20 protein-coding genes are annotated in these 18,467 nt (G+C 54.6%); 13 read left to right on the forward strand and 7 right to left on the reverse strand.

Annotation, left to right across the window (positions count from 1 at the left end):
- Positions 1–12 precede the first annotated feature (12 nt).
- The 3 genes from CSE01S_RS02430 to rimJ are packed head-to-tail and all read right to left on the reverse strand — an operon-like array spanning position 13 to position 2,183.
- On the reverse strand, positions 13–936 hold the full coding sequence (locus CSE01S_RS02430) for a Gfo/Idh/MocA family protein (protein ID WP_042283778.1): 924 nt from the start codon (positions 934–936) through the stop codon (positions 13–15).
- Between the two features lies 1 nt (position 937).
- A complete protein-coding gene (locus tag CSE01S_RS02435) occupies positions 938–1,588 on the reverse strand; it encodes a YceH family protein (protein WP_042283781.1) in 651 nt (216 codons plus the stop codon).
- 10 nt (positions 1,589–1,598) lie between these two features.
- A complete protein-coding gene (gene rimJ / locus CSE01S_RS02440) occupies positions 1,599–2,183 on the reverse strand; it encodes a ribosomal protein S5-alanine N-acetyltransferase (RefSeq protein WP_042283783.1) in 585 nt (194 codons plus the stop codon).
- A gap of 260 nt (positions 2,184–2,443) precedes the next feature.
- Here rimJ and mdtH point away from each other — a divergent pair, with 260 nt between their 5' ends.
- From mdtH to CSE01S_RS02490, 10 genes are all read left to right on the forward strand, one after another.
- Positions 2,444–3,652, forward strand: a complete 1,209-nt coding sequence (gene mdtH / locus CSE01S_RS02445) for a multidrug efflux MFS transporter MdtH (RefSeq protein WP_042283786.1) — start codon at positions 2,444–2,446, stop codon at positions 3,650–3,652.
- Positions 3,653–3,715: 63 nt separating this feature from the next.
- Entirely contained in the window at positions 3,716–4,363 is a 648-nt protein-coding gene (gene grxB / locus CSE01S_RS02450) for a glutaredoxin 2 (RefSeq protein WP_042283788.1), read from the forward strand.
- A gap of 129 nt (positions 4,364–4,492) precedes the next feature.
- Positions 4,493–5,053 carry a lipoprotein gene (locus CSE01S_RS02455; RefSeq protein ID WP_042283790.1) on the forward strand — a complete coding sequence of 187 codons (561 nt, stop codon included), beginning with the start codon at positions 4,493–4,495 and terminating at the stop codon, positions 5,051–5,053.
- 102 nt (positions 5,054–5,155) lie between these two features.
- A complete protein-coding gene (gene pyrC / locus CSE01S_RS02460; RefSeq protein ID WP_042283792.1) occupies positions 5,156–6,202 on the forward strand; it encodes a dihydroorotase in 1,047 nt (348 codons plus the stop codon).
- Between the two features lie 75 nt (positions 6,203–6,277).
- Positions 6,278–6,523: a DNA damage-inducible protein I gene (gene dinI, locus CSE01S_RS02465; protein WP_042283794.1), complete on the forward strand. Its 246-nt coding sequence runs from the start codon at positions 6,278–6,280 to the stop codon at positions 6,521–6,523.
- A gap of 300 nt (positions 6,524–6,823) precedes the next feature.
- Positions 6,824–7,078: a biofilm formation regulator BssS gene (gene bssS, locus CSE01S_RS02470; protein WP_042284725.1), complete on the forward strand. Its 255-nt coding sequence runs from the start codon at positions 6,824–6,826 to the stop codon at positions 7,076–7,078.
- A gap of 130 nt (positions 7,079–7,208) precedes the next feature.
- Complete coding sequence (solA, locus tag CSE01S_RS02475) at positions 7,209–8,330, forward strand: N-methyl-L-tryptophan oxidase (protein ID WP_042283795.1); 1,122 nt, start codon at positions 7,209–7,211, stop codon at positions 8,328–8,330.
- Between the two features lie 49 nt (positions 8,331–8,379).
- On the forward strand, positions 8,380–8,493 hold the full coding sequence (locus CSE01S_RS02480) for a YceO family protein (protein ID WP_042284727.1): 114 nt from the start codon (positions 8,380–8,382) through the stop codon (positions 8,491–8,493).
- Positions 8,494–8,753: 260 nt separating this feature from the next.
- Positions 8,754–9,326, forward strand: a complete 573-nt coding sequence (locus CSE01S_RS02485) for a cytochrome b (RefSeq protein WP_042283796.1) — start codon at positions 8,754–8,756, stop codon at positions 9,324–9,326.
- Complete coding sequence (locus tag CSE01S_RS02490) at positions 9,323–9,898, forward strand: YceI family protein (protein ID WP_042283797.1); 576 nt, start codon at positions 9,323–9,325, stop codon at positions 9,896–9,898. The genes CSE01S_RS02485 and CSE01S_RS02490 overlap by 4 nt, the downstream gene beginning before the upstream one ends.
- Positions 9,899–9,995: 97 nt before the next feature.
- Here CSE01S_RS02490 and trhO read toward each other — a convergent pair whose 3' ends face one another.
- The gene (gene trhO, locus CSE01S_RS02495) at positions 9,996–11,048 is read right to left on the reverse strand and encodes an oxygen-dependent tRNA uridine(34) hydroxylase TrhO (protein ID WP_042283798.1); all 1,053 of its coding nucleotides are present in this window, start codon (positions 11,046–11,048) and stop codon (positions 9,996–9,998) included.
- Positions 11,049–11,273: 225 nt separating this feature from the next.
- On the opposite strand from trhO, the gene CSE01S_RS02500 reads away from it, so the two are divergent.
- The 3 genes from CSE01S_RS02500 to CSE01S_RS02510 all read left to right on the forward strand — a co-directional run bounded on the left by CSE01S_RS02500 (position 11,274) and on the right by CSE01S_RS02510 (position 14,030).
- On the forward strand, positions 11,274–12,194 hold the full coding sequence (locus CSE01S_RS02500; RefSeq protein ID WP_042283799.1) for a Kdo(2)-lipid IV(A) acyltransferase: 921 nt from the start codon (positions 11,274–11,276) through the stop codon (positions 12,192–12,194).
- Between the two features lie 158 nt (positions 12,195–12,352).
- Positions 12,353–13,573: a multidrug efflux MFS transporter MdtG gene (gene mdtG, locus CSE01S_RS02505; protein WP_042284729.1), complete on the forward strand. Its 1,221-nt coding sequence runs from the start codon at positions 12,353–12,355 to the stop codon at positions 13,571–13,573.
- A gap of 82 nt (positions 13,574–13,655) precedes the next feature.
- Positions 13,656–14,030 (forward strand): MysB family protein, encoded by a 375-nt coding sequence (locus CSE01S_RS02510; RefSeq protein WP_042284731.1) that lies wholly within the window; start codon positions 13,656–13,658, stop codon positions 14,028–14,030.
- Here CSE01S_RS02510 and CSE01S_RS02515 read toward each other — a convergent pair whose 3' ends face one another.
- The 3 genes from CSE01S_RS02515 to mdoG all read right to left on the reverse strand — a co-directional run bounded on the left by CSE01S_RS02515 (position 14,031) and on the right by mdoG (position 18,410).
- On the reverse strand, positions 14,031–14,249 hold the full coding sequence (locus CSE01S_RS02515; RefSeq protein WP_042283802.1) for a YceK/YidQ family lipoprotein: 219 nt from the start codon (positions 14,247–14,249) through the stop codon (positions 14,031–14,033). It lies immediately after the preceding gene.
- Between the two features lie 104 nt (positions 14,250–14,353).
- Entirely contained in the window at positions 14,354–16,882 is a 2,529-nt protein-coding gene (gene mdoH / locus CSE01S_RS02520; RefSeq protein ID WP_042283804.1) for a glucans biosynthesis glucosyltransferase MdoH, read from the reverse strand.
- On the reverse strand, positions 16,875–18,410 hold the full coding sequence (mdoG, locus tag CSE01S_RS02525) for a glucans biosynthesis protein MdoG (protein ID WP_082636903.1): 1,536 nt from the start codon (positions 18,408–18,410) through the stop codon (positions 16,875–16,877). The genes mdoH and mdoG overlap by 8 nt, the downstream gene beginning before the upstream one ends.
- Positions 18,411–18,467 lie beyond the last annotated feature (57 nt).

An 18,467-nucleotide genomic window follows, 5' to 3' on the forward strand; every position in this document is an offset into this window, starting at 1 on the left:
TGTGACAGATGATTATTCGCTCATCGCCTCGCGCCAGAGCTTTTCCACTACCCGCTGGGCCAGGATCGCCTGCTCGCCAGCGGTTTCCGGAACCGTCTGATTCTGCACGCATTCGATAAAATGACGCGCACAACCGGCGAAACCGCGCTGTTCAAGGGTGCTCTGCCAGCCGGGAATCGGTTTATGCACCACCCCCTGCCCGCGCTCCTCGCGCCATTCGCGCATATCGGTAACATCAATCAGGCCGCCGTCGGTCACCGCCTGCACCCATTCCCGCTGGCTTCCCGCCCGACGGTGCATACTGGTGGTGATGTGGAGTCGGCTGGTGGCGAAATGGTGTTCCGCATACAGCATTTCGCCTGCGTCGTTGGTTTGCAGACTCCCGCTGCTGAGCGCGGCAGTCCCGCCCGCCAGCCACAGCGCGGTGTCGACAACGTGCAGATAATCATCGAGCAGGGTGAACCGCAGGTCGTGTGGTCCCACGCTGTCGGTACGGTGTTTATCCATGCGCAGCGAAGCGGCGTTGCCGAGCTCCGCTTTCAGTTCGCGGTACAGCGGTGCAAAGCGGCGGTTAAAGCCAACCATCAACGTGAGCTTTTTCTCCGCCGCCAGCGCCACCAGTCGCTCAGCATCACGCAGGTTCTCAGCCAGCGGCTTGTCGACACAGACATGCACCCCCGACTTCAGCAATTCACTGACGACCGCATAATGGCTTGCGGTGCTTGAGTGGACGAAAACCGCGTCGCAGTCGCTTGCCAGGCTGGTCAGCGAGCCAGCGTAAGGGATGCGCCAGCTTGCACAGATTTTCTCTGCTTTTTCGCGCGATGGCGACCACGCAGCCTGGAGCGTCCAGTCTGCGGATGCGCCTAAAACCGGCAACCAGGCTTTTTGCGCGATGCCGCCCAATCCAACCACCCCGATGCGTAATTTTTTCACGTTACTCCCCCAGGTGCGCCAACAGTGACTCGAGTCGTTGCCTGAGCTCCGCAACCTCACCTTCCAGCGCCTCTACCCGCGCCAGCAGATCGCCTGACGCCGCAGAGACGCCCGCGTCGCTCGCCAACGCCTGTTCATCCACTTCGCCGCAAAACAAATGCATGAAACGGCTTTCGCGCTTACCCGGTTCACGCGCCAGACGAACAACGTAAGGGCCATCCTCGCGCGTCGCCAGTTGTTCCAGCGTGGCGTCCACTTCAGCCATGTCGCTAAACTCATACATCCGCGAGGCGCGGCTACGCAATTCCCCTGGCGTTTGCGCCCCGCGCAGCAGCAACGTCGTGACCAGCGCCACTTCCGCCGGGCTCAGCTTCAGGTTACCGAATTCGGAATTACAGAAGCGCTGTTCATATTTGGTGACGCGATTGCCAAAACCGCTCACCGTGCGCAGGAAGTGACGTTTAACCAGATTATCAAGCTGTTCCTGCACCTCGTGTTCCGACAGGTTCATCACCGGTTCGCGGTTGGTCTTCTGGTTACAGGCGGTGACCACGCCGTTCACGGAGAGCGGATACTGTTCTGGTGTCGTGACCTGTTTTTCCAGCAGGCAGCCAATCACGCGGGCTTCCGTGGCGGTTAATTCGTATTTCATTATTTTCTCCTCACCGTCCGGGGGTCCATTCCGTTGTCGTTAACGCCGTCAGCACGTGGTCGCGCCACTGCCCGTCAATCAACAGATAATCTTTGGCGTAACCCTCTTTCTCAAAGCCGAGTCGCGCCAGTAAATCACCGCTGCGTTTATTGTGCGGCATGTAGTTTGCCATAATGCGATGAATATGTTGCGTGCGCTGCATATAGCGAATAGCGGCGCTGAGCGCTTCAAACATCAGCCCTTGTCCCTGCCATTTTTGCGCAATCGAATAGCCCAGATAACAGGCATGAAATGAACCGCGGACCACGTTTGAAAAGTTTGCCACGCCGATGATCTCTTTTTCTTCCGGGTCAAGCAGCGCAAAGTAAAAGGCAGAGCCCTGCTTATGAAATTCGCTAATCATACTCAGCCGTGCCTGCCATCCGGAAGGATAGCAGTGGCTTTCATCGCGAATCGGTTCCCAGGGCTTTAAAAAATGACGATTTTCCGCGTAATAGTCCGCCAGACGCCAGGCATCACGCTCATGCACTAAACGCACGACCAGACGGTCAGTGGTTAAGCGCACTTTTGGCACGTTACTGCGATAGCCAAACATAGATATTTCAACTCCTTCCCGAATCGTCATGACACCCTGATTCACTTACTATACCTGTGCAAAACCGCCCTGTGAAAAGCACGATTTGCCATTATTTGAATTATTCCTGCATTTTGATAAAAACTCTCTATCAAGACGGACTTTTGATAAAAAAATATTGTCCCGGTCAGGGGTGGGCAAAAAGAGAGCAAAGCCGCAGAATAGGATCCTCTTCGCTCTGTCTACTCGGAATATTGAGAGTATTTTCCCGGGAGGGGAAAATGTCGCGCACCTCGCAGGCCAGGAACCTGGGTAAATATTTCCTGCTCATCGATAACATGCTGGTCGTGTTAGGCTTTTTCGTCGTGTTCCCGCTGATCTCCATTCGCTTTGTTGACCAAATGGGCTGGGCCGCCGTCATGGTCGGGATTGCCCTGGGTCTGCGTCAGTTCATTCAGCAGGGACTGGGCATTTTTGGCGGCGCGATTGCCGACCGTTTTGGCGCCAAGCCCATGATCGTCACCGGTATGCTGATGCGCGCCGCCGGGTTCGCCACTATGGGAATTGCCCATGAACCCTGGCTGCTGTGGTTTTCCTGCTTTCTCTCCGGTCTCGGCGGGACACTTTTCGATCCGCCCCGCTCTGCGTTGGTGGTTAAACTGATCCGCCCGCAGCAACGCGGTCGTTTTTTTTCACTGCTGATGATGCAGGACAGCGCAGGCGCGGTAATTGGCGCGCTGTTAGGCAGTTGGCTGTTACAGTATGATTTTCGTCTGGTGTGCGCGGTAGGCGCGGTGCTGTTTGTTTTATGCGCGGGCTTTAATGCCTGGCTGCTGCCCGCGTGGAAGCTGTCGACTGTGCGTATTCCGGTGCGTGAAGGGATGCGCCGCGTACTTAATGACAAGCGCTTTGTCACCTATGTGCTCACACTGGCGGGCTATTATATGCTGGCGGTTCAGGTCATGCTCATGCTGCCGATAATGGTCAATGACATAGCCGGTTCACCGGCAGCGGTAAAATGGATGTACGCCATTGAAGCCTGCCTGTCGCTGACGTTGCTCTACCCCATCGCCCGCTGGAGCGAAAAACGTTTTCGCCTTGAGCACCGGTTGATGGCCGGGCTGCTGCTGATGTCACTCAGCATGCTGCCTGTCGGCCTGGTGAGCGATTTACAGCAGTTGTTCACCCTGATTTGCACCTTTTACATTGGTTCGATAATCGCTGAACCGGCGCGGGAAACGCTGAGCGCGTCGCTGGCGGATGCCCGGGCGCGCGGCAGTTACATGGGCTTTAGCCGTCTTGGTTTAGCCATTGGCGGCGCGATAGGCTATATCGGCGGCGGCTGGCTGTTTGATATGGGAAAATTGCTCCAGCAGCCAGAGCTGCCGTGGATGATGCTCGGCATTATTGGCGGTATCACCTTCCTCGCGTTAGGCTGGCAGTTCAGCCATAAACGCACACCGCGAGGTATGCTCGAACCGGGCGCCTGATTTGATACCTGCTCGCGTCTCCTCCATACTGACAAAGAACCGACAGTAAAATGGAGGAGAAACGTGAAGCTTTATATTTACGATCACTGCCCTTTCTGCGTCAAAGCCCGCATGATTTTCGGCCTCAAAAACATTCCCGTCGAACTGAACGTCCTGGCCAACGATGACGATGCCACGCCGACCCGTATGGTTGGTCAGAAAATGGTGCCGATTCTGCAAAAAGACGACAGCCGCTATATGGCGGAAAGCATGGACATTGTGCATTACGTCGACAACATTGATGGCAAGCCGCTGCTGACCGGCAAGAAGGTTCCGGCTATTGACGAATGGCTGCGTAAAGTGAACAGCTACGCTAACCATCTGCTCCTGCCGCGCTTTGCTAAATCAGCCTTTGACGAATTTTCCACGCCATCAGCCCGTCAGTACTTTACGCAAAAGAAAGAGGCAATGATCGGCAGTTTTGCCGACCATCTGGCTCACTCTGCGGGGCTGACGAAAAAAATCAGCGACGACCTCCGGGCGCTGGATAAGCTGATCGTTCAGCCCAACGCCGTCAACGGCGAACTGTCCGAAGACGATATTCAGCTTTTTCCCCTGCTGCGCAACCTGACGCTGGTGGCAGGCGTGAACTGGCCGACGCGTGTGGCGGACTATCGCGACAATATGGCAAAACAGACACAGGTCAATCTGTTATCATCCATGGCGATATAACCTTCGCTGGCGGCGGCATCGTTTCGCATGTCGCCGCTATTTTCAGTTTTTTCTACTGGCGCGGTTTGTGCCGGTAACACATGCTGCTCAGGTCAGGATTTTGACAATGGCAACATGTCGAGGAACCTCATGAAGACGATTTTTTTTGCCGCTGCGCTGATGGTTGGCGGCCTGCTGGTCGGCTGTAACCAGCTCACGCAGTACACGGTAAGCGAACAGGAAATTAATCAGGCACTTGAAAAACATAACAATTTTTCTAAAGATATTGGCTTACCTGGCGTCGCCGACGCCCATATCGTGCTGAATAATCTGGCGAGCCAGATCGGTCGCGAAGAACCGAATAAAGTCACCCTCACCGGCGATGCGAACCTGGACATGAATTCGCTGTTTGGCAGTCAGAAAGCGACCATCAAGTTGAAACTGAAAGCGCTGCCGGTGTTCAACAAGGATAAAGGCGCCATCTTCCTGCAGGAGATGGAAGTAGTGGATGCTACCGTCACGCCGGAGAAAATGCAGAGCGTCATGCAAACGTTGATGCCCTATCTGAATCAGTCGCTGCGCAACTATTTTAATCAGCAGCCGGCTTACGTACTGCGTGAAGACGCCAGCAAAGGCGAGGCGATGGCGAAAAAATATGCCAAAGGCATTGAGGTGAAACCGGGCGAAATCATTATCCCGTTCACGGACTAAATGACAAGGGCGCTCCGGCGCCTTTTTTTACGTGCAAACGAAAACGTTTCCGCTTATCCTTTGTGTCCGGCAAAAATGACATTCCCCAGCCGGAGCATATTGATGACAGCACCCTCCCAGGTTTTAAAAATCCGCCGCCCAGACGACTGGCACCTTCACCTTCGCGATGGCGACATGTTGAAAACGGTCGTGCCGTACACCAGTGAAATTTATGCTCGCGCCATTGTGATGCCGAATCTCGCGCCGCCGGTCACCACGGTGGATGCGGCTATCGCCTACCGTCAGCGCATTCTTGATGCGGTGCCTGCCGGGCATTCATTTACCCCGCTGATGACCTGCTATTTAACGGACACGCTGGATCCGGATGAGCTGGAACGCGGCTTCCGGGAAGGGGTGTTCACCGCGGCAAAACTGTATCCGGCAAATGCCACCACCAACTCCAGCCACGGGGTGACCTCCGTCGACGCCATTATGCCGGTGCTGGAACGGATGGAAAAACTCGGTATGCCGCTGCTGGTCCATGGTGAAGTCACCCACGCGGATATTGATATTTTCGACCGCGAAGCGCGTTTTATCGAGACCGTCATGGAACCGCTGCGGCAGCGGCTGCCCGCGCTGAAGGTAGTCTTTGAACATATCACCACCAAAGATGCCGCCGACTATGTCCGCGAGGGTAACGAACTGCTGGCGGCGACAATTACACCCCAACATCTGATGTTCAACCGCAATCATATGCTGGTGGGTGGGATTCGCCCTCACCTGTACTGCCTGCCCATCCTGAAACGTAACGTTCATCAGCAGGCGCTGCGTGAACTGGTTGCCAGCGGCTTTGCGCGCGCATTCCTTGGAACCGACTCCGCTCCCCACGCACGGCACCGCAAAGAGTCGAGCTGCGGCTGCGCAGGCTGCTTTAACGCGCCGACGGCGCTGGCGAGCTATGCCACTGTCTTTGAAGAGATGAACGCGTTAGCGCATTTTGAGGCATTTTGTTCACTGAACGGACCGCGCTTTTACGGGCTGCCGGTTAACGACACTTTTGTTGAACTGGTACGCGAAGAACGGCTAGTGCCGGAAAGCATCCATGTTGCGGATGACACGCTGGTGCCGTTCCTCGGGGGTGAAACAGTACGCTGGTCCGTTAAAGCATAAAAAAATCAGCGCCGCCTGTTGTCAGTGGGTTATTTTAACTGTATAAATAACCAGTATATTCAACAGGGGGTCATTATGCGTATTGAAGTCACTATTGCAAAAACTTCTCCGTTGCCAGCAGGCGCTATCGACGCGCTGGCTGGCGAACTCTCCCGCCGTATCACCCATCATTTTCCCGATAACGACGGAAACGTCACCGTGCGTTATGCCGCCGCGAATAATTTGTCCGTGATTGGCGCGACAAAAGAAGATAAACAGCGTATCAGCGAAATCCTCCAGGAAACCTGGGAGAGCGCGGACGACTGGTTTATTACCGACTAAAAAAGCTGTGCTGTTGTGTGTTTGCCGGGTCGCCCCGGCTTTTTTTACCACGCCATCTTTCCTGAACCGATAAACGGTTATAATTTCACCTATACTCAAAATAATTGGACAACTTACTTAAAATTAATGAACAAGATGGTGATTAATTCCCCACAATATTCCTAAAAAGGAGAAATTTATCCTTTCCCCCCTTTAAATTTACCGTGAATACCCTTATTTATTGATATACTGAAGTTGCTTCAGATAAAAACGCATTGAACCTCGAAAACCGTTGTCTTGTAACACGAATTAGGGGGCATGATGGAAAAAAATAATGAAGTCATTCAGACTCATCCGCTTGTGGGATGGGACATCAGCACCGTGGATAGCTATGATGCGCTGATGCTGCGTTTGCACTACCAGACCCCAAATCGCCCTGAAACGGACGGAACGGAAATAGGCCAAACGCTCTGGTTAACCACCGATGTTGCCAGACAATTCATTTCGATCTTAGAAGCAGGTATCGCCAAAATAGAATCTGGCGATTACCAGGAAAATGAGTACCGTCGTCATTAACGAGACGGTGATGACCACTCACAAAAGGCACCTTCATGGTGCCTTTGCCGTTTCTGGTTTGTATCACATGGGTTGTATAACGGCGTTCACTTAATTACCCTGCCCCTATCGCGACAGCAGAGAGAACCCCATGAATTACGATTTAATCATCATTGGCAGCGGCTCCGTCGGTGCGGCCGCCGGTTATTATGCCACTCGCGCCGGGCTAAACGTGCTGATGACGGATGCCCATATGCCGCCGCATCAGCAAGGCAGCCACCACGGCGACACGCGACTGATCCGACACGCTTACGGCGAAGGCGAGAAGTACGTGCCGCTGGTGCTGCGCGCCCAGGCGCTTTGGGATGCGCTTTCCACCCATAGCGACGAGCCGATCTTTGTCCGTTCCGGCGTCATTAATCTTGGCCCGGTCGATTCCCCATTTTTAGCAAACGTCGCTCACAGTGCGAAACAGTGGCAACTTAACGTCGAGCATATGGACGCTGCCGCTGTCATGGCGCGCTGGCCGGAAATCCGCGTTCCGGATGACTATATTGGTCTGTTTGAAGCAGACTCCGGATTTGTCCGTAGCGAGCTGGCTATCGCCACCTGGATACGCCTGGCGAAAGAAGCTGGCTGCGCACAGCTGTTCAACTGCCCGGTCACGGCAATCCGTCATGACGAAGACGGCGGCGTCACGGTTGAAACAGCCGACGGCGAGTACCGCGCGAAAAAAGCGCTGGTCAGCACTGGCACCTGGGTGCGCTCGCTGCTCCCCGAACTGCCGATCCAACCGGTGCGCAAAGTCTTCGCCTGGTACCAGGCTGACGGACGCTACAGCGGTAAAAACAACTTTCCGGCGTTTACCGGGGAACTGCCGAACGGCGACCAGTATTACGGTTTCCCGGCAGAAAACGACGCGCTGAAGATCGGCAAGCACAACGGTGGTCAGCGTATCCAGTCAGAAGATGAGCGTACACCGTTTGCCAGCGTCGCCAGCGATGGCGCAGAGGCGTTTCCGTTTCTGCGTAACGTGCTGCCCGGCATTGGTTGTTGTTTGCATGGCGCCGCCTGTACTTATGACAACTCGCCTGATGAAGACTTCATCATCGACACCCTGCCTGGTCACGACAACACGCTGATTGTCACCGGTCTTAGCGGACATGGTTTTAAATTTGCCCCGGTCCTCGGTGAGATCGCCACCGATTTCGCGCAGGATAAACCATCCGGTTTTGACCTTACGCCATTCCGGCTGTCTCGCTTTACGGCATAATTCCCCCATGGCCTCACCCTGAGGCCATTTTTATGTGGTGAACAACATTATGCGTCGTCTGATTCATTACCTTGCTAACAATATTCGCGAACACCTGGTGCTCTACGTTATTTTGTGGTCACTACTGCTCGTTCTGGATATTATTTATATCCTGTTCTTCTAAGCGCGATGCTTGACAATTTTTGACAAAAGCTGAAGTGAAGCGGATTCTCATTGGGATTTTTTGAACGATATCCTTCCTCTCATGACGCAGCTCTGCGGTTATAAAAAAGCATTCTGCGCGAATTCCTTGATTGATTCTTAAAAGTTAAATCAAAATTATTGATTGAATTTAAAATAACGCCAGGGTTGTTATTTTTTAGTTGCAATAATGTCTATTCCACGCCATTTTCATTCAATCCCGAAATATTAAATGGTGTGTTTATGCAGTTATCAAATACTCCTCAACGTTATGGTTATCTCTCCGTTGCGCTGCACTGGCTCACCGCCGTGGTGGTCTACGGGATGTTTGGCCTTGGATTGTGGATGGTGTCGCTCAGTTATTACGATAGCTGGTATCACCAGGGGCCGGAACTGCACAAAAGTATCGGCATTTTGCTGATGTTCGGTCTGCTGGTGCGCGTCGTGTGGCGTGTTATCTCGCCGCCGCCTGCGGCGCTGCAAAGCTATTCTACTCTCACCCGTATTGGCGCAACGCTGGGTCATATCACGCTGTATCTGCTGCTGTTTGCCATTGTCATCAGCGGTTATCTGATCTCAACCGCTGACGGCAAGCCGATCAGCGTATTCGGCTGGTTTGAGATTCCGGCGACCTTCGCCGACGCAGGCGTCCAGGCTGACCTCGCCGGTAGCGTACATCTCTGGCTGGCCTGGACGGTTGTCATTCTCTCCGTTCTGCATGGCCTGATGGCCTTCAAACACCACTTTATCGATAAAGACGACACCCTGAAACGCATGTTGGGGAAATCGTCATCTGACTATGGAGCTCAAAAATGAAAAAAAGCCTGCTGGGTTTAACCCTCGCCTCTTTGCTGTTTACTACCGGTTCCGCCGTGGCGGCCGACTATAAGATTGACAAAGAAGGACAACATGCCTTTGTTAATTTCCGTATTCAGCATTTAGGCTACAGCTGGTTGTACGGGACGTTTAAAGACTTTGACGGCACCTTTACCTTCGATGAGAAGGATCCTACTGCGGATAAAGTCAATGTCACCATTAACACCAATAGCGTTGATACCAACCACGCCGAGCGTGATAAGCACCTGCGCAGCGCTGATTTCCTGAACGTGGCGAAGTTCCCGCAGGCCACCTTTACCTCCACCAGCGTGAAGAAAGACGGCGATGAACTGGATATCACCGGTAATCTGACCTTAAACGGCGTTACCAAACCCGTCACCCTGGAAGCGAAGCTGATCGGTCAGGGGGATGACCCGTGGGGGGGAAAACGCGCAGGCTTTGAAGCGGAAGGCAAAATTAAGCTGAAAGACTTCAATATTACTAAGGACTTGGGTCCGGCATCACAGGAGGTAGATTTGATTATCTCCGTGGAAGGCGTGCAGCAAAAATAAACCTGGCGGGAAGCCCGATGGGGTTACGCTTGTCGGGCCTGAATAATGGCAATCCAGGATTGGCCGGATGAGGCGTTCCATCGCCATCCGGCCAGGGTCATTCGGCAGGGTCTGGAATACCGAGAGCGGTATTCAAACGGCCACGAGACTTATTGAAAATCTTATTGCCATTTTCACGCCCCGCGCGGCGGCGACGTTGTTCGTCTTCCGGCAGTGCGCTCTCTTCACAGCACAGCTCGCTGCAGCACCCCTTAAACTTCTCTGCGCAATCCGGGCACTGAATGAACAACAGATGACAACCGTCGTTTTTGCAGTTGGTGTGGCTGTCGCACGGCGCGCCGCACTGGTGACAGTGCGCAATCACCTCATCGGAAATACGCTCACCCATACGCTCGTCAAACACGAAGTTTTTACCGATAAAGCGCACCGGTAATCCCTGCTCGCGGGCTTTACGCGCATATTCAATAATACCGCCTTCAATGTGCCACACCTTATTAAAGCCATTATGCTTCATCCAGGCGCTGGCCTTTTCACAGCGAATCCCACCGGTGCAGTACATCACAATCTTTTTATCTTTGTGCCCCTGCATCATCTCAACCGCTTTTGGCAACTGCTCGCGGAACGTGTCAGCCGGGATTTCCAGTGCGTTCTCAAAGTGGCCCACTTCGTACTCATAGTGATTACGCATGTCGATAAACACAGCGTCCGGATCGTCAAGCATGGCGTTCACCTCGGCAGCCTTGAGGTAGTCCCCGACGTTGCTGGCGTCAAAGTCCGGATCCTCAATGCCATCAGCCACAATGCGGTCACGCACTTTCATGCGCAGAACCCAAAAGGATTTGCCGTCATCATCCAGTGCGATGTTCAGACGCAGCTCCTCCAGCGCGGGATCGAAGGCGTACAACTGCTGGCGGAAGCGCTCAACCTGACTTTGCGGCACGCTGATCTGGGCATTGATCCCCTCGTGAGCCAGATAGACGCGACCAAAAACGTTCAACGACGTTAAGGTTTGATACAGCGCATCACGGGTGGCCTGGGGGTTTTCAATGGTAAAATATTTATAGAATGAGATCGTCGTGCGGGGTTCAGTTTCCGCCAGCATCCTGGCTCTGAGCACATCATTGGAAATGCGGTTGTGTAACACTGGCATGGTGTACGGTTCCTGCAATAGGTGGAAAACAAAATCGGGCGGCATCATATAGCAATCGCTGCCAATTTACATCCACACATTTTGCGCTACATTTCATGCTTCACGCTAAAAAATTCACAACATTTGTTCTTTTTGTCACCACTCTCAGGGCGCAAATTTTTGCTGGACGCGAAAAAGTGCGACAATACAGTTAATTGCCCGTTTTACGTTCACTACAGGAATGAGATGACGAATTTACCTAAGTTCTCCGCAGCATTACTGCATCCACGGTACTGGTTAACCTGGCTCGGTATTGGCGCACTTTGGTTGGTCGTGCAGTTGCCCTACCCGCTGATCTATCGTACAGGACACGCGATGGGACGTCTGGCGCTTCGCCTGATGAAGCGCCGTGCGAAAATTGCGTATCGCAATCTTGAGCTCTGCTTTCCGCAGATGAGCGAGCAGGAACGCCACGAGATGGTGGTCAAAAACTTTGAATCAGTCGGCATGGGTGTGATGGAAACCGGCATGGCGTGGTTCTGGCCCGATCGCCGCGTATCACGCTGGACGGAAGTGATCGGTATGGAACATATTCGCGACGTTCAGGCACAGCAACGTGGCATTCTGCTGGTGGGGCTGCACTTTCTGACGCTGGAGCTGGGCGCGCGGCAGTTTGGTCTACAGGAGCCAGGAATTGGCGTTTACCGACCAAACGATAATCCGCTGATTGACTGGCTGCAAACCTGGGGCAGGATGCGCTCCAATAAATCTATGCTCGATCGCAAAGATCTGAAAGGCATGATCAAAGCGCTGAAGAAAGGGGAAGTGGTCTGGTACGCCCCGGATCACGACTACGGCCCGCGCGCCAGCGTGTTTGTGCCGCTGTTCGCCGTCGACCAGGCCGCCACCACTTCGGGCACCTGGATGCTTTCGCGCATGTCCAACGCCTGCCTGGTGCCGTTTGTGCCGCGACGGAAACCTGACGGTAAAGGGTATCAGCTTATCATGCTGCCGCCGGAATGCTCGCCGCCGCTGGATGATGCGGAAACCACCGCCGCCTGGATGAACAAAATTGTGGAAAAGTGCATCATGATGGCGCCTGAACAATATATGTGGCTGCATCGCCGCTTTAAAACGCGCCCTGAAGGTGTTCCTTCCCGTTATTGAGTGTTCTTTTCGCAGCCCGCTATGGGCTGCCTTTCCCCCTCTTTTAGCTTTAAAAGCGCCTCACATTGCAGGGTTCACGGGTCCGGAGCATACTTAAGTCACGTTAGAATAAATTGTTTTTTCATCCTGCGCTGCCGCGCAACAAACTGCGGATCGCTATGTCACCCTCTGATACACCAATAAACTGGAAACGCAATCTCACCGTCGCCTGGCTCGGCTGCTTCCTGACCGGCGCCGCCTTCAGCCTGGTGATGCCCTTTCTGCCGCTCTACGTCGAACAGCTCGGCGTAACGGGCCATAGTGCGCTGAATATGTGGTCCGGCCTGGTGTTCAGCATCACCTTTTTGTTTTCCGCCATCGCCTCGCCGTTCTGGGGAGGACTCGCCGATCGCAAGGGCAGAAAGATGATGCTGCTGCGTTCTGCACTGGGCATGGCGATCGTCATGCTGCTGATGGGCATGGCGCAAAATATCTGGCAGTTTTTGGCACTGCGCGCCCTTCTGGGTCTGCTTGGCGGGTTTATTCCTAACGCCAACGCGCTGATCGCCACCCAGGTGCCGCGCAACAAAAGCGGTTGGGCGCTGGGCACGCTGTCAACCGGCGGCGTCAGCGGCGCGCTGCTCGGCCCGCTGGCAGGCGGTCTCCTTGCCGATCAGTATGGCCTGCGTCCGGTGTTTTTTATCACCGCCAGCGTCCTGCTGGTCTGCTTTCTGCTGACGCTGTTTTTTATTCGTGAAAACTTCACGCCCGTCAGCAGGAAAGAGATGCTTCACGTTCGTGAGGTTGTCGCCTCGCTGAAAAATCCCAGACTGGTGCTCAGCCTGTTCGTCACCACGCTGATTATTCAGGTCGCGACCGGCTCTATTGCGCCAATACTGACGCTATACGTACGCGAACTGGCGGGCAACGTCAGCAATATCGCGTTTATCAGCGGGATGATCGCCTCGGTGCCAGGCGTTGCGGCTCTGCTCAGCGCTCCGCGCCTGGGTAAACTGGGCGACCGTATCGGTCCGGAAAAAATCCTGATCGTCGCGTTAATTATCTCCGTTTTGCTGCTGATCCCAATGTCTTTCGTACAGACGCCGTGGCAGTTAGCGATCCTGCGCTTTTTACTCGGCGCCGCAGACGGCGCGCTGTTACCCGCAGTACAAACGTTGCTTGTCTATAATTCGACCAATCAAATCGCCGGGCGCATCTTCAGCTACAATCAGTCATTTCGTGATATCGGTAATGTGACCGGGCCATTAATGGGCGCGGCGATCTCCGCCAGCTACGGTTTTCGCGCTGTCTTTCTGGTCACGGCGGGCGTGGTGCTGTTTAATGCCGTTTATTCCTGGTACAGTTTGCGCCGTCGCGCCGTGTCGCGCGTGACTGGATGATTTTTCAGGATTCATCCTTGCAAAATCCCAGAATCAGCTATTCTTTCCCTGAATACTTCATCGCATTAAAGGGAGAAACATGATGACTATGTACGCAACGCTGGAAGAAGCCATTGACGCCGCCCGTGAAGAGTTTCTGGCTGACAATCCAGGCCTGGAACAAGATGACGCCAGTGTCCAACAGTTCAACGTGCAAAAATATGTGCTTCAGGATGGCGACATCATGTGGCAGGTTGAATTTTTTGCCGACGAAGGCGAAGAAGGGGAATGTCTGCCGTTGCTCAGCGGTGAAGCCGCGCAAAGTGTTTTTGACGGCGATTATGATGAGATTGAAATCCGTCAGGAATGGCTGGAAGAAAATACGCTTCACGAATGGGATGAGGGTGAGTTTCAGCTTGAGCCGCCGCTGGATACCGAAGAAGGTCAGGCTGCGGCCGATGAGTGGGACGCGCGTTAATTAATCATAGGGACCGTGATGCATGTCGAGCGGGAGCAGCAGGGTGTCAAACACCAGCGAGAACGGCAGATCGAGTATGGTAAGGTAGCGCCAGGCTGAATCCCGCACGTCCCATTGAACACCCGGATAGTACTGCCCCTGTCCGGGGATGGTCCGGCTGATGACGCTACCGCATCCAGACAACAGCATCACCATCATAGCCACCGCAATGACGCACATAATCTCCCTCCACCCTTATTCTTCGTGGAAAAAAATACCGGCGCAAGCCGGTATTTAACACTGCATGATGCCGGATACGCGAAGCAGCATCCGGCAACAGCGCATTACGGTTTACGTAGCGCCTGCGGGTTAAGCGTAATCCCCTGATAGTAATTCACCCAGGAGGAATATCGCTCAGGTGAATTCCACACCCGATAATGCAGACGCGCCATCGTCACCGGATCGCTCAACAGCACCAGACGGCGGTCGCGGTTGAGTTTTTCCGGCGTTTCGTTCAGCGCCTGCTCAACGTGGCGGTCACGGGCGATCTCCAGCACCTGGCTGGCGCGGTGACGCGCGGTCGCCATTGCGGTGGCGAGGGCGTTAAACGACGGGTTAAACACCGCATGCATAAAGCCATCATCCAGCGAACGGTTACGGTTCATCACCAGGTACTTATCGGTATCGACCAGCACCTGCGGCGGTGAATACTCCTCGGGGATCAGGAACAGCTTCCAGCGTTTGGTGCGCAGACCGACCGTCGAACGGCTGGATATCACCGACACGAACGGCGACAGGATCAGCGAGAACACAATCGGCGCCAGCCAGAACAGGAAGCGCAGATCCAGCCACGCCATGCCCACCGCCCAGACCAGACCGAGCAGCAGTTGCGAACCGTGGCGCATAAACGCCTCGCCCCACGGGGTAGAGTCATCATCACGCTGCGGCGAGTTCCAGACCACTTCCCATCCCAGGAAGGCGCTGACCACAAACACGGTATGGAACAGCATACGCACCGGCGCCAGCAGCACCGAAAACAGCACCTCAAGCAGCAGCGACAGCGTGACCCGAATAAACCCGCCGTATTCTTTGGTGCCTTTGCACCAGATAAGCAGAATACTCAGCAGCTTCGGTAAGAACAGCAGCACCATCGTGGAGGCAAACAGCGCAATCGCCAGTTCCGGACGCCACTGCGGCCACACCGGGAACAGCTGACGCGGTTGCAGGAAGTATTGCGGTTCCGTCAACGCGTGCACCACCTGAAGGGCCGTTGACAGCGCCAGGAACATAAACCACAGCGGCGCCGACAGATACGACATCACCCCGGTCAGGAACACGGCGCGATGCACCGGGTGCATCCCTTTTACCAGGAACAGACGGAAGTTCATCAGGTTGCCGTGACACCAGCGGCGGTCACGTTTCAGTTCGTCAAGCAGGTTCGGCGGCAGCTCTTCATACGAACCGGGTAAATCGTAGGCGATCCACACGCCCCAGCCTGCACGACGCATCAGCGCCGCTTCCACGAAGTCGTGAGACAGAATGGAGCCCGCAAACGACCCTTCGCCCGGCAGCGGCGCCAGCGCGCAATGCTCGATAAACGGCTTCACGCGAATAATGGCATTGTGGCCCCAGTAGTGCGATTCCCCCAGTTGCCAGAAGTGCAGACCGGCGGTAAACAGCGGTCCGTAGACGCGCGTCGCAAACTGCTGGCAGCGGGCGTACAGGGTATCCATTCCGGAGGCTTTCGGCGATGACTGGATGATCCCGGCATTCGGGTTCGCTTCCATCAGACGCACCAGCCCGCTGAGACACTCCCCGGTCATGACCGAGTCAGCATCCAGCACCACCATATAGCTGTACTGGCTTCCCCAGCGACGGCAGAAGTCGTCAATGTTACCGCTTTTACGCTTCACACGACGACGACGGCGACGATAGAAGATCTGCCCTTCGCCCTGCACTTCGGCAATCAGCTCCATCCACGCCTTTTGCTCTGCCACGCAGATATCGGGGTTGTAGCTGTCGCTCAGAATGTAAACGTCGAAATGCGCCGCGTTGCCGGTCGCCTTTACCGACTCCCACGTCGCCCGCAGACCGGCAAAGACGCGGTCCACGTCTTCGTTACAGATCGGCATAATCAGCGCGGTACGGTGTTCAGGGTTCAGCGGCTCATCGCCAACCGTGGACGCGGAAATACTGTACTTATCGCGGCCAATTAACAGTTGCAGGAACCCCATCAGCGCGGTCCAGAAACCCGCGGATACCCAACAGAACAGCACCGCGAACAGGATCAGGATCCCGGTTTGCAGCACATACGGCAGCAGCTGCATAAAGGAAACCCACAGGTCCTGCCCGACCATATCCATCGGATTGATCAGCGCCCAGCCCTGATAAGGAAGAATGGTCTTCATATACCAAGTGGCGACGACGGTCTGCGCCAGGGTCAGCAGTAGCAAAATGTAGCGACGAATCGTACCGACGGTACGCCATTTCTGCTCGCTTTCCTGCTCCTCTTTGGTCAGACGAGAAAGGTAGCGCGGCGTGACGTCACGGCCACGCAGACGATCCCAGAAGCGTCCAACCGGGTTAGTGCGCCACGGGTCGGGAAACATAGACGAACGTTTGGCTTTCGGCATGGCCTGGAGCTGATCGCGTCCTTCATCGTCTTTTATCAGTTGCCCTTCCGGCAGCGAATTCGGCCAGGCCTGCTCCAGGCGCGCTTTCACAGACCCCTGCGGTGAATCGTCTTCTCGCGAGTAACGGCGATGCTCGGCATCCAGCGCTTCATGCACTGCGCGGATGTCAGTGTTCGGCAGCGCCGCTTTCTCGATGTCCGAGAGCGGCATTGCATCAATGTACTCAGTTGTCTTATTCATTGGCAGGTAACTGGTAGCTCCAGGTTTCACTCAGCGTCTGGTCGGCGTTGACCAACGCCGCACGCATTTCCGTGGTTTTCTTCGCGTCTTTCACTTTTACGCGCAGCGTCAGACGCCACCCCTTGGTAACCGGGTTATAACGCACGGTATTTTCTACGATCTCGCCGTTGTCGCCGATGCTGGTTTGCGCGGTAACCGGGGTATCCTGCGGCAGCTTTTTCATGTCGGTGCCGGCAAAATCCACGATAAACGCGATGGTGCCGTCAGGCTGGCGAATGAGATTCGACTGTTTGACGTCGCCGGTAGAACGGCGCGTCTGCTGCACCCACGCGTTATCCGGCGCATGAAGTTTGTCTTCATCGCGGCTGAACGTCAGGGTGTATTTGAAGTTCATCTCTTTGCCCGCTTCAGGCAGTTGATCCGGAGTCCAGTACGCCACGATGTTATCGTTGGTTTCATCGTTGGTCGGAATTTCAACCAGCTCAATTTTCCCTTTGCCCCATTCGCCTTTCGGCGTAATCCAGGCGCTCGGACGCAGATCGTAGCGGTCGTCGAGATCTTCAAAACGGGAGAACTGGCGACCGCGCTGCAGCAGGCCAAACCCCTGCGGGTTCTCCATCGCGAAGCTGCTCACCGCCAGATGTTTAGGGTTGTTCAGCGGACGCCAGATCCATTCGCCGTTACCCGCGTGTATCGACAATCCGTTAGAATCATGCAGCTCCGGGCGGTAGTTGGTGGTCGGCGACGGCTGGTTCGGCCCAAACAGGAACATACTGGTTAACGGCGCAACGCCCAGTTTGCCGACTTTGTCGCGCAGATATACTTTTGACTGGACGTCGACCACGGTGTCGCGCCCAGGAATGATGACAAAACGATAGGCGCCGGTCGCACGCGGGGAGTCCAGCAGCGCGTAAATGGTCAGGCGTTTGTCCGTCGGTTTTGGACGTTCGATCCAGAACTCACGGAAACGGGGAAATTCTTCGCCTGAAGGCAGCGCGGTATCAATCGCCAGCCCACGGGCAGACAGGCCATAAACCTGTCCGGCGCCCAGTACGCGGAAATAGCTCGCGCCAAGCATGCTGACGATTTCATCGTTTTTGTCTTTGCTGTTGATCGGGTACAGCACTTTAAAACCGGCGAATCCGAGATCCTTTACCGTGTCTTTGTCATGCTGTACGTTGCCAAAATTGAAGTAATCCGGGCTGTATTTGATTCTTTTAACCGTCGTCGCGGTCACTTCGTTGATTTTGACAGGGGTGTCGAAGTACATACCCTGGTGGTAGAACTCGAGCTTGAATGGGGTCTTGATATTGCTCCAGTAGGCTTTATCGCGATTAAACTGGATCTGCTGATAGTCCGCGTATTTCATATCGCGGAAAACGGAGGGCAAGTTGCTTTTTGGCGCCTCATAGCCTTTACCGGCTAAGGATTGCGCTTGTTTTGCGACGTCATCGATGGTGAAAGCCCAACCAGACGTGGTGGACAACGCGAACATGACGGCTGCACCCAACCAACGCATTTTCATCATTTGTGGTTTATGTTTCATAATAAGTAAGCACTTCCCCCTTTGTGTGCTTATATCGAT

Source organism: Citrobacter sedlakii NBRC 105722, assembly GCF_000759835.1.
Lineage (GTDB): Bacteria > Pseudomonadota > Gammaproteobacteria > Enterobacterales > Enterobacteriaceae > Citrobacter_A > Citrobacter_A sedlakii.

Bases quoted from the DNA above. Each gene is read 5' to 3' on its own strand.
- mdtG (WP_042284729.1), top strand. From the start codon at position 12,353: ATGTCACCCTCTGATACACCAATAAACTGGAAACGCAATCTCACCGTC.
- dinI (WP_042283794.1), top strand. From the start codon at position 6,278: ATGCGTATTGAAGTCACTATTGCAAAAACTTCTCCGTTGCCAGCAGGC.
- CSE01S_RS02435 (WP_042283781.1), bottom strand. From the start codon at position 1,588: ATGAAATACGAATTAACCGCCACGGAAGCCCGCGTGATTGGCTGCCTG.
- mdtH (WP_042283786.1), top strand. From the start codon at position 2,444: ATGTCGCGCACCTCGCAGGCCAGGAACCTGGGTAAATATTTCCTGCTC.
- CSE01S_RS02455 (WP_042283790.1), top strand. From the start codon at position 4,493: ATGAAGACGATTTTTTTTGCCGCTGCGCTGATGGTTGGCGGCCTGCTG.
- mdoG (WP_082636903.1), bottom strand. From the start codon at position 18,410: ATGATGAAAATGCGTTGGTTGGGTGCAGCCGTCATGTTCGCGTTGTCC.
- CSE01S_RS02515 (WP_042283802.1), bottom strand. From the start codon at position 14,249: ATGTGCGTCATTGCGGTGGCTATGATGGTGATGCTGTTGTCTGGATGC.
- CSE01S_RS02480 (WP_042284727.1), top strand. From the start codon at position 8,380: ATGCGTCGTCTGATTCATTACCTTGCTAACAATATTCGCGAACACCTG.
- CSE01S_RS02490 (WP_042283797.1), top strand. From the start codon at position 9,323: ATGAAAAAAAGCCTGCTGGGTTTAACCCTCGCCTCTTTGCTGTTTACT.
- pyrC (WP_042283792.1), top strand. From the start codon at position 5,156: ATGACAGCACCCTCCCAGGTTTTAAAAATCCGCCGCCCAGACGACTGG.
- CSE01S_RS02485 (WP_042283796.1), top strand. From the start codon at position 8,754: ATGCAGTTATCAAATACTCCTCAACGTTATGGTTATCTCTCCGTTGCG.
- CSE01S_RS02510 (WP_042284731.1), top strand. From the start codon at position 13,656: ATGACTATGTACGCAACGCTGGAAGAAGCCATTGACGCCGCCCGTGAA.
- mdoH (WP_042283804.1), bottom strand. From the start codon at position 16,882: ATGAATAAGACAACTGAGTACATTGATGCAATGCCGCTCTCGGACATC.
- rimJ (WP_042283783.1), bottom strand. From the start codon at position 2,183: ATGTTTGGCTATCGCAGTAACGTGCCAAAAGTGCGCTTAACCACTGAC.
- CSE01S_RS02500 (WP_042283799.1), top strand. From the start codon at position 11,274: ATGACGAATTTACCTAAGTTCTCCGCAGCATTACTGCATCCACGGTAC.
- trhO (WP_042283798.1), bottom strand. From the start codon at position 11,048: ATGCCAGTGTTACACAACCGCATTTCCAATGATGTGCTCAGAGCCAGG.
- solA (WP_042283795.1), top strand. From the start codon at position 7,209: ATGAATTACGATTTAATCATCATTGGCAGCGGCTCCGTCGGTGCGGCC.
- bssS (WP_042284725.1), top strand. From the start codon at position 6,824: ATGGAAAAAAATAATGAAGTCATTCAGACTCATCCGCTTGTGGGATGG.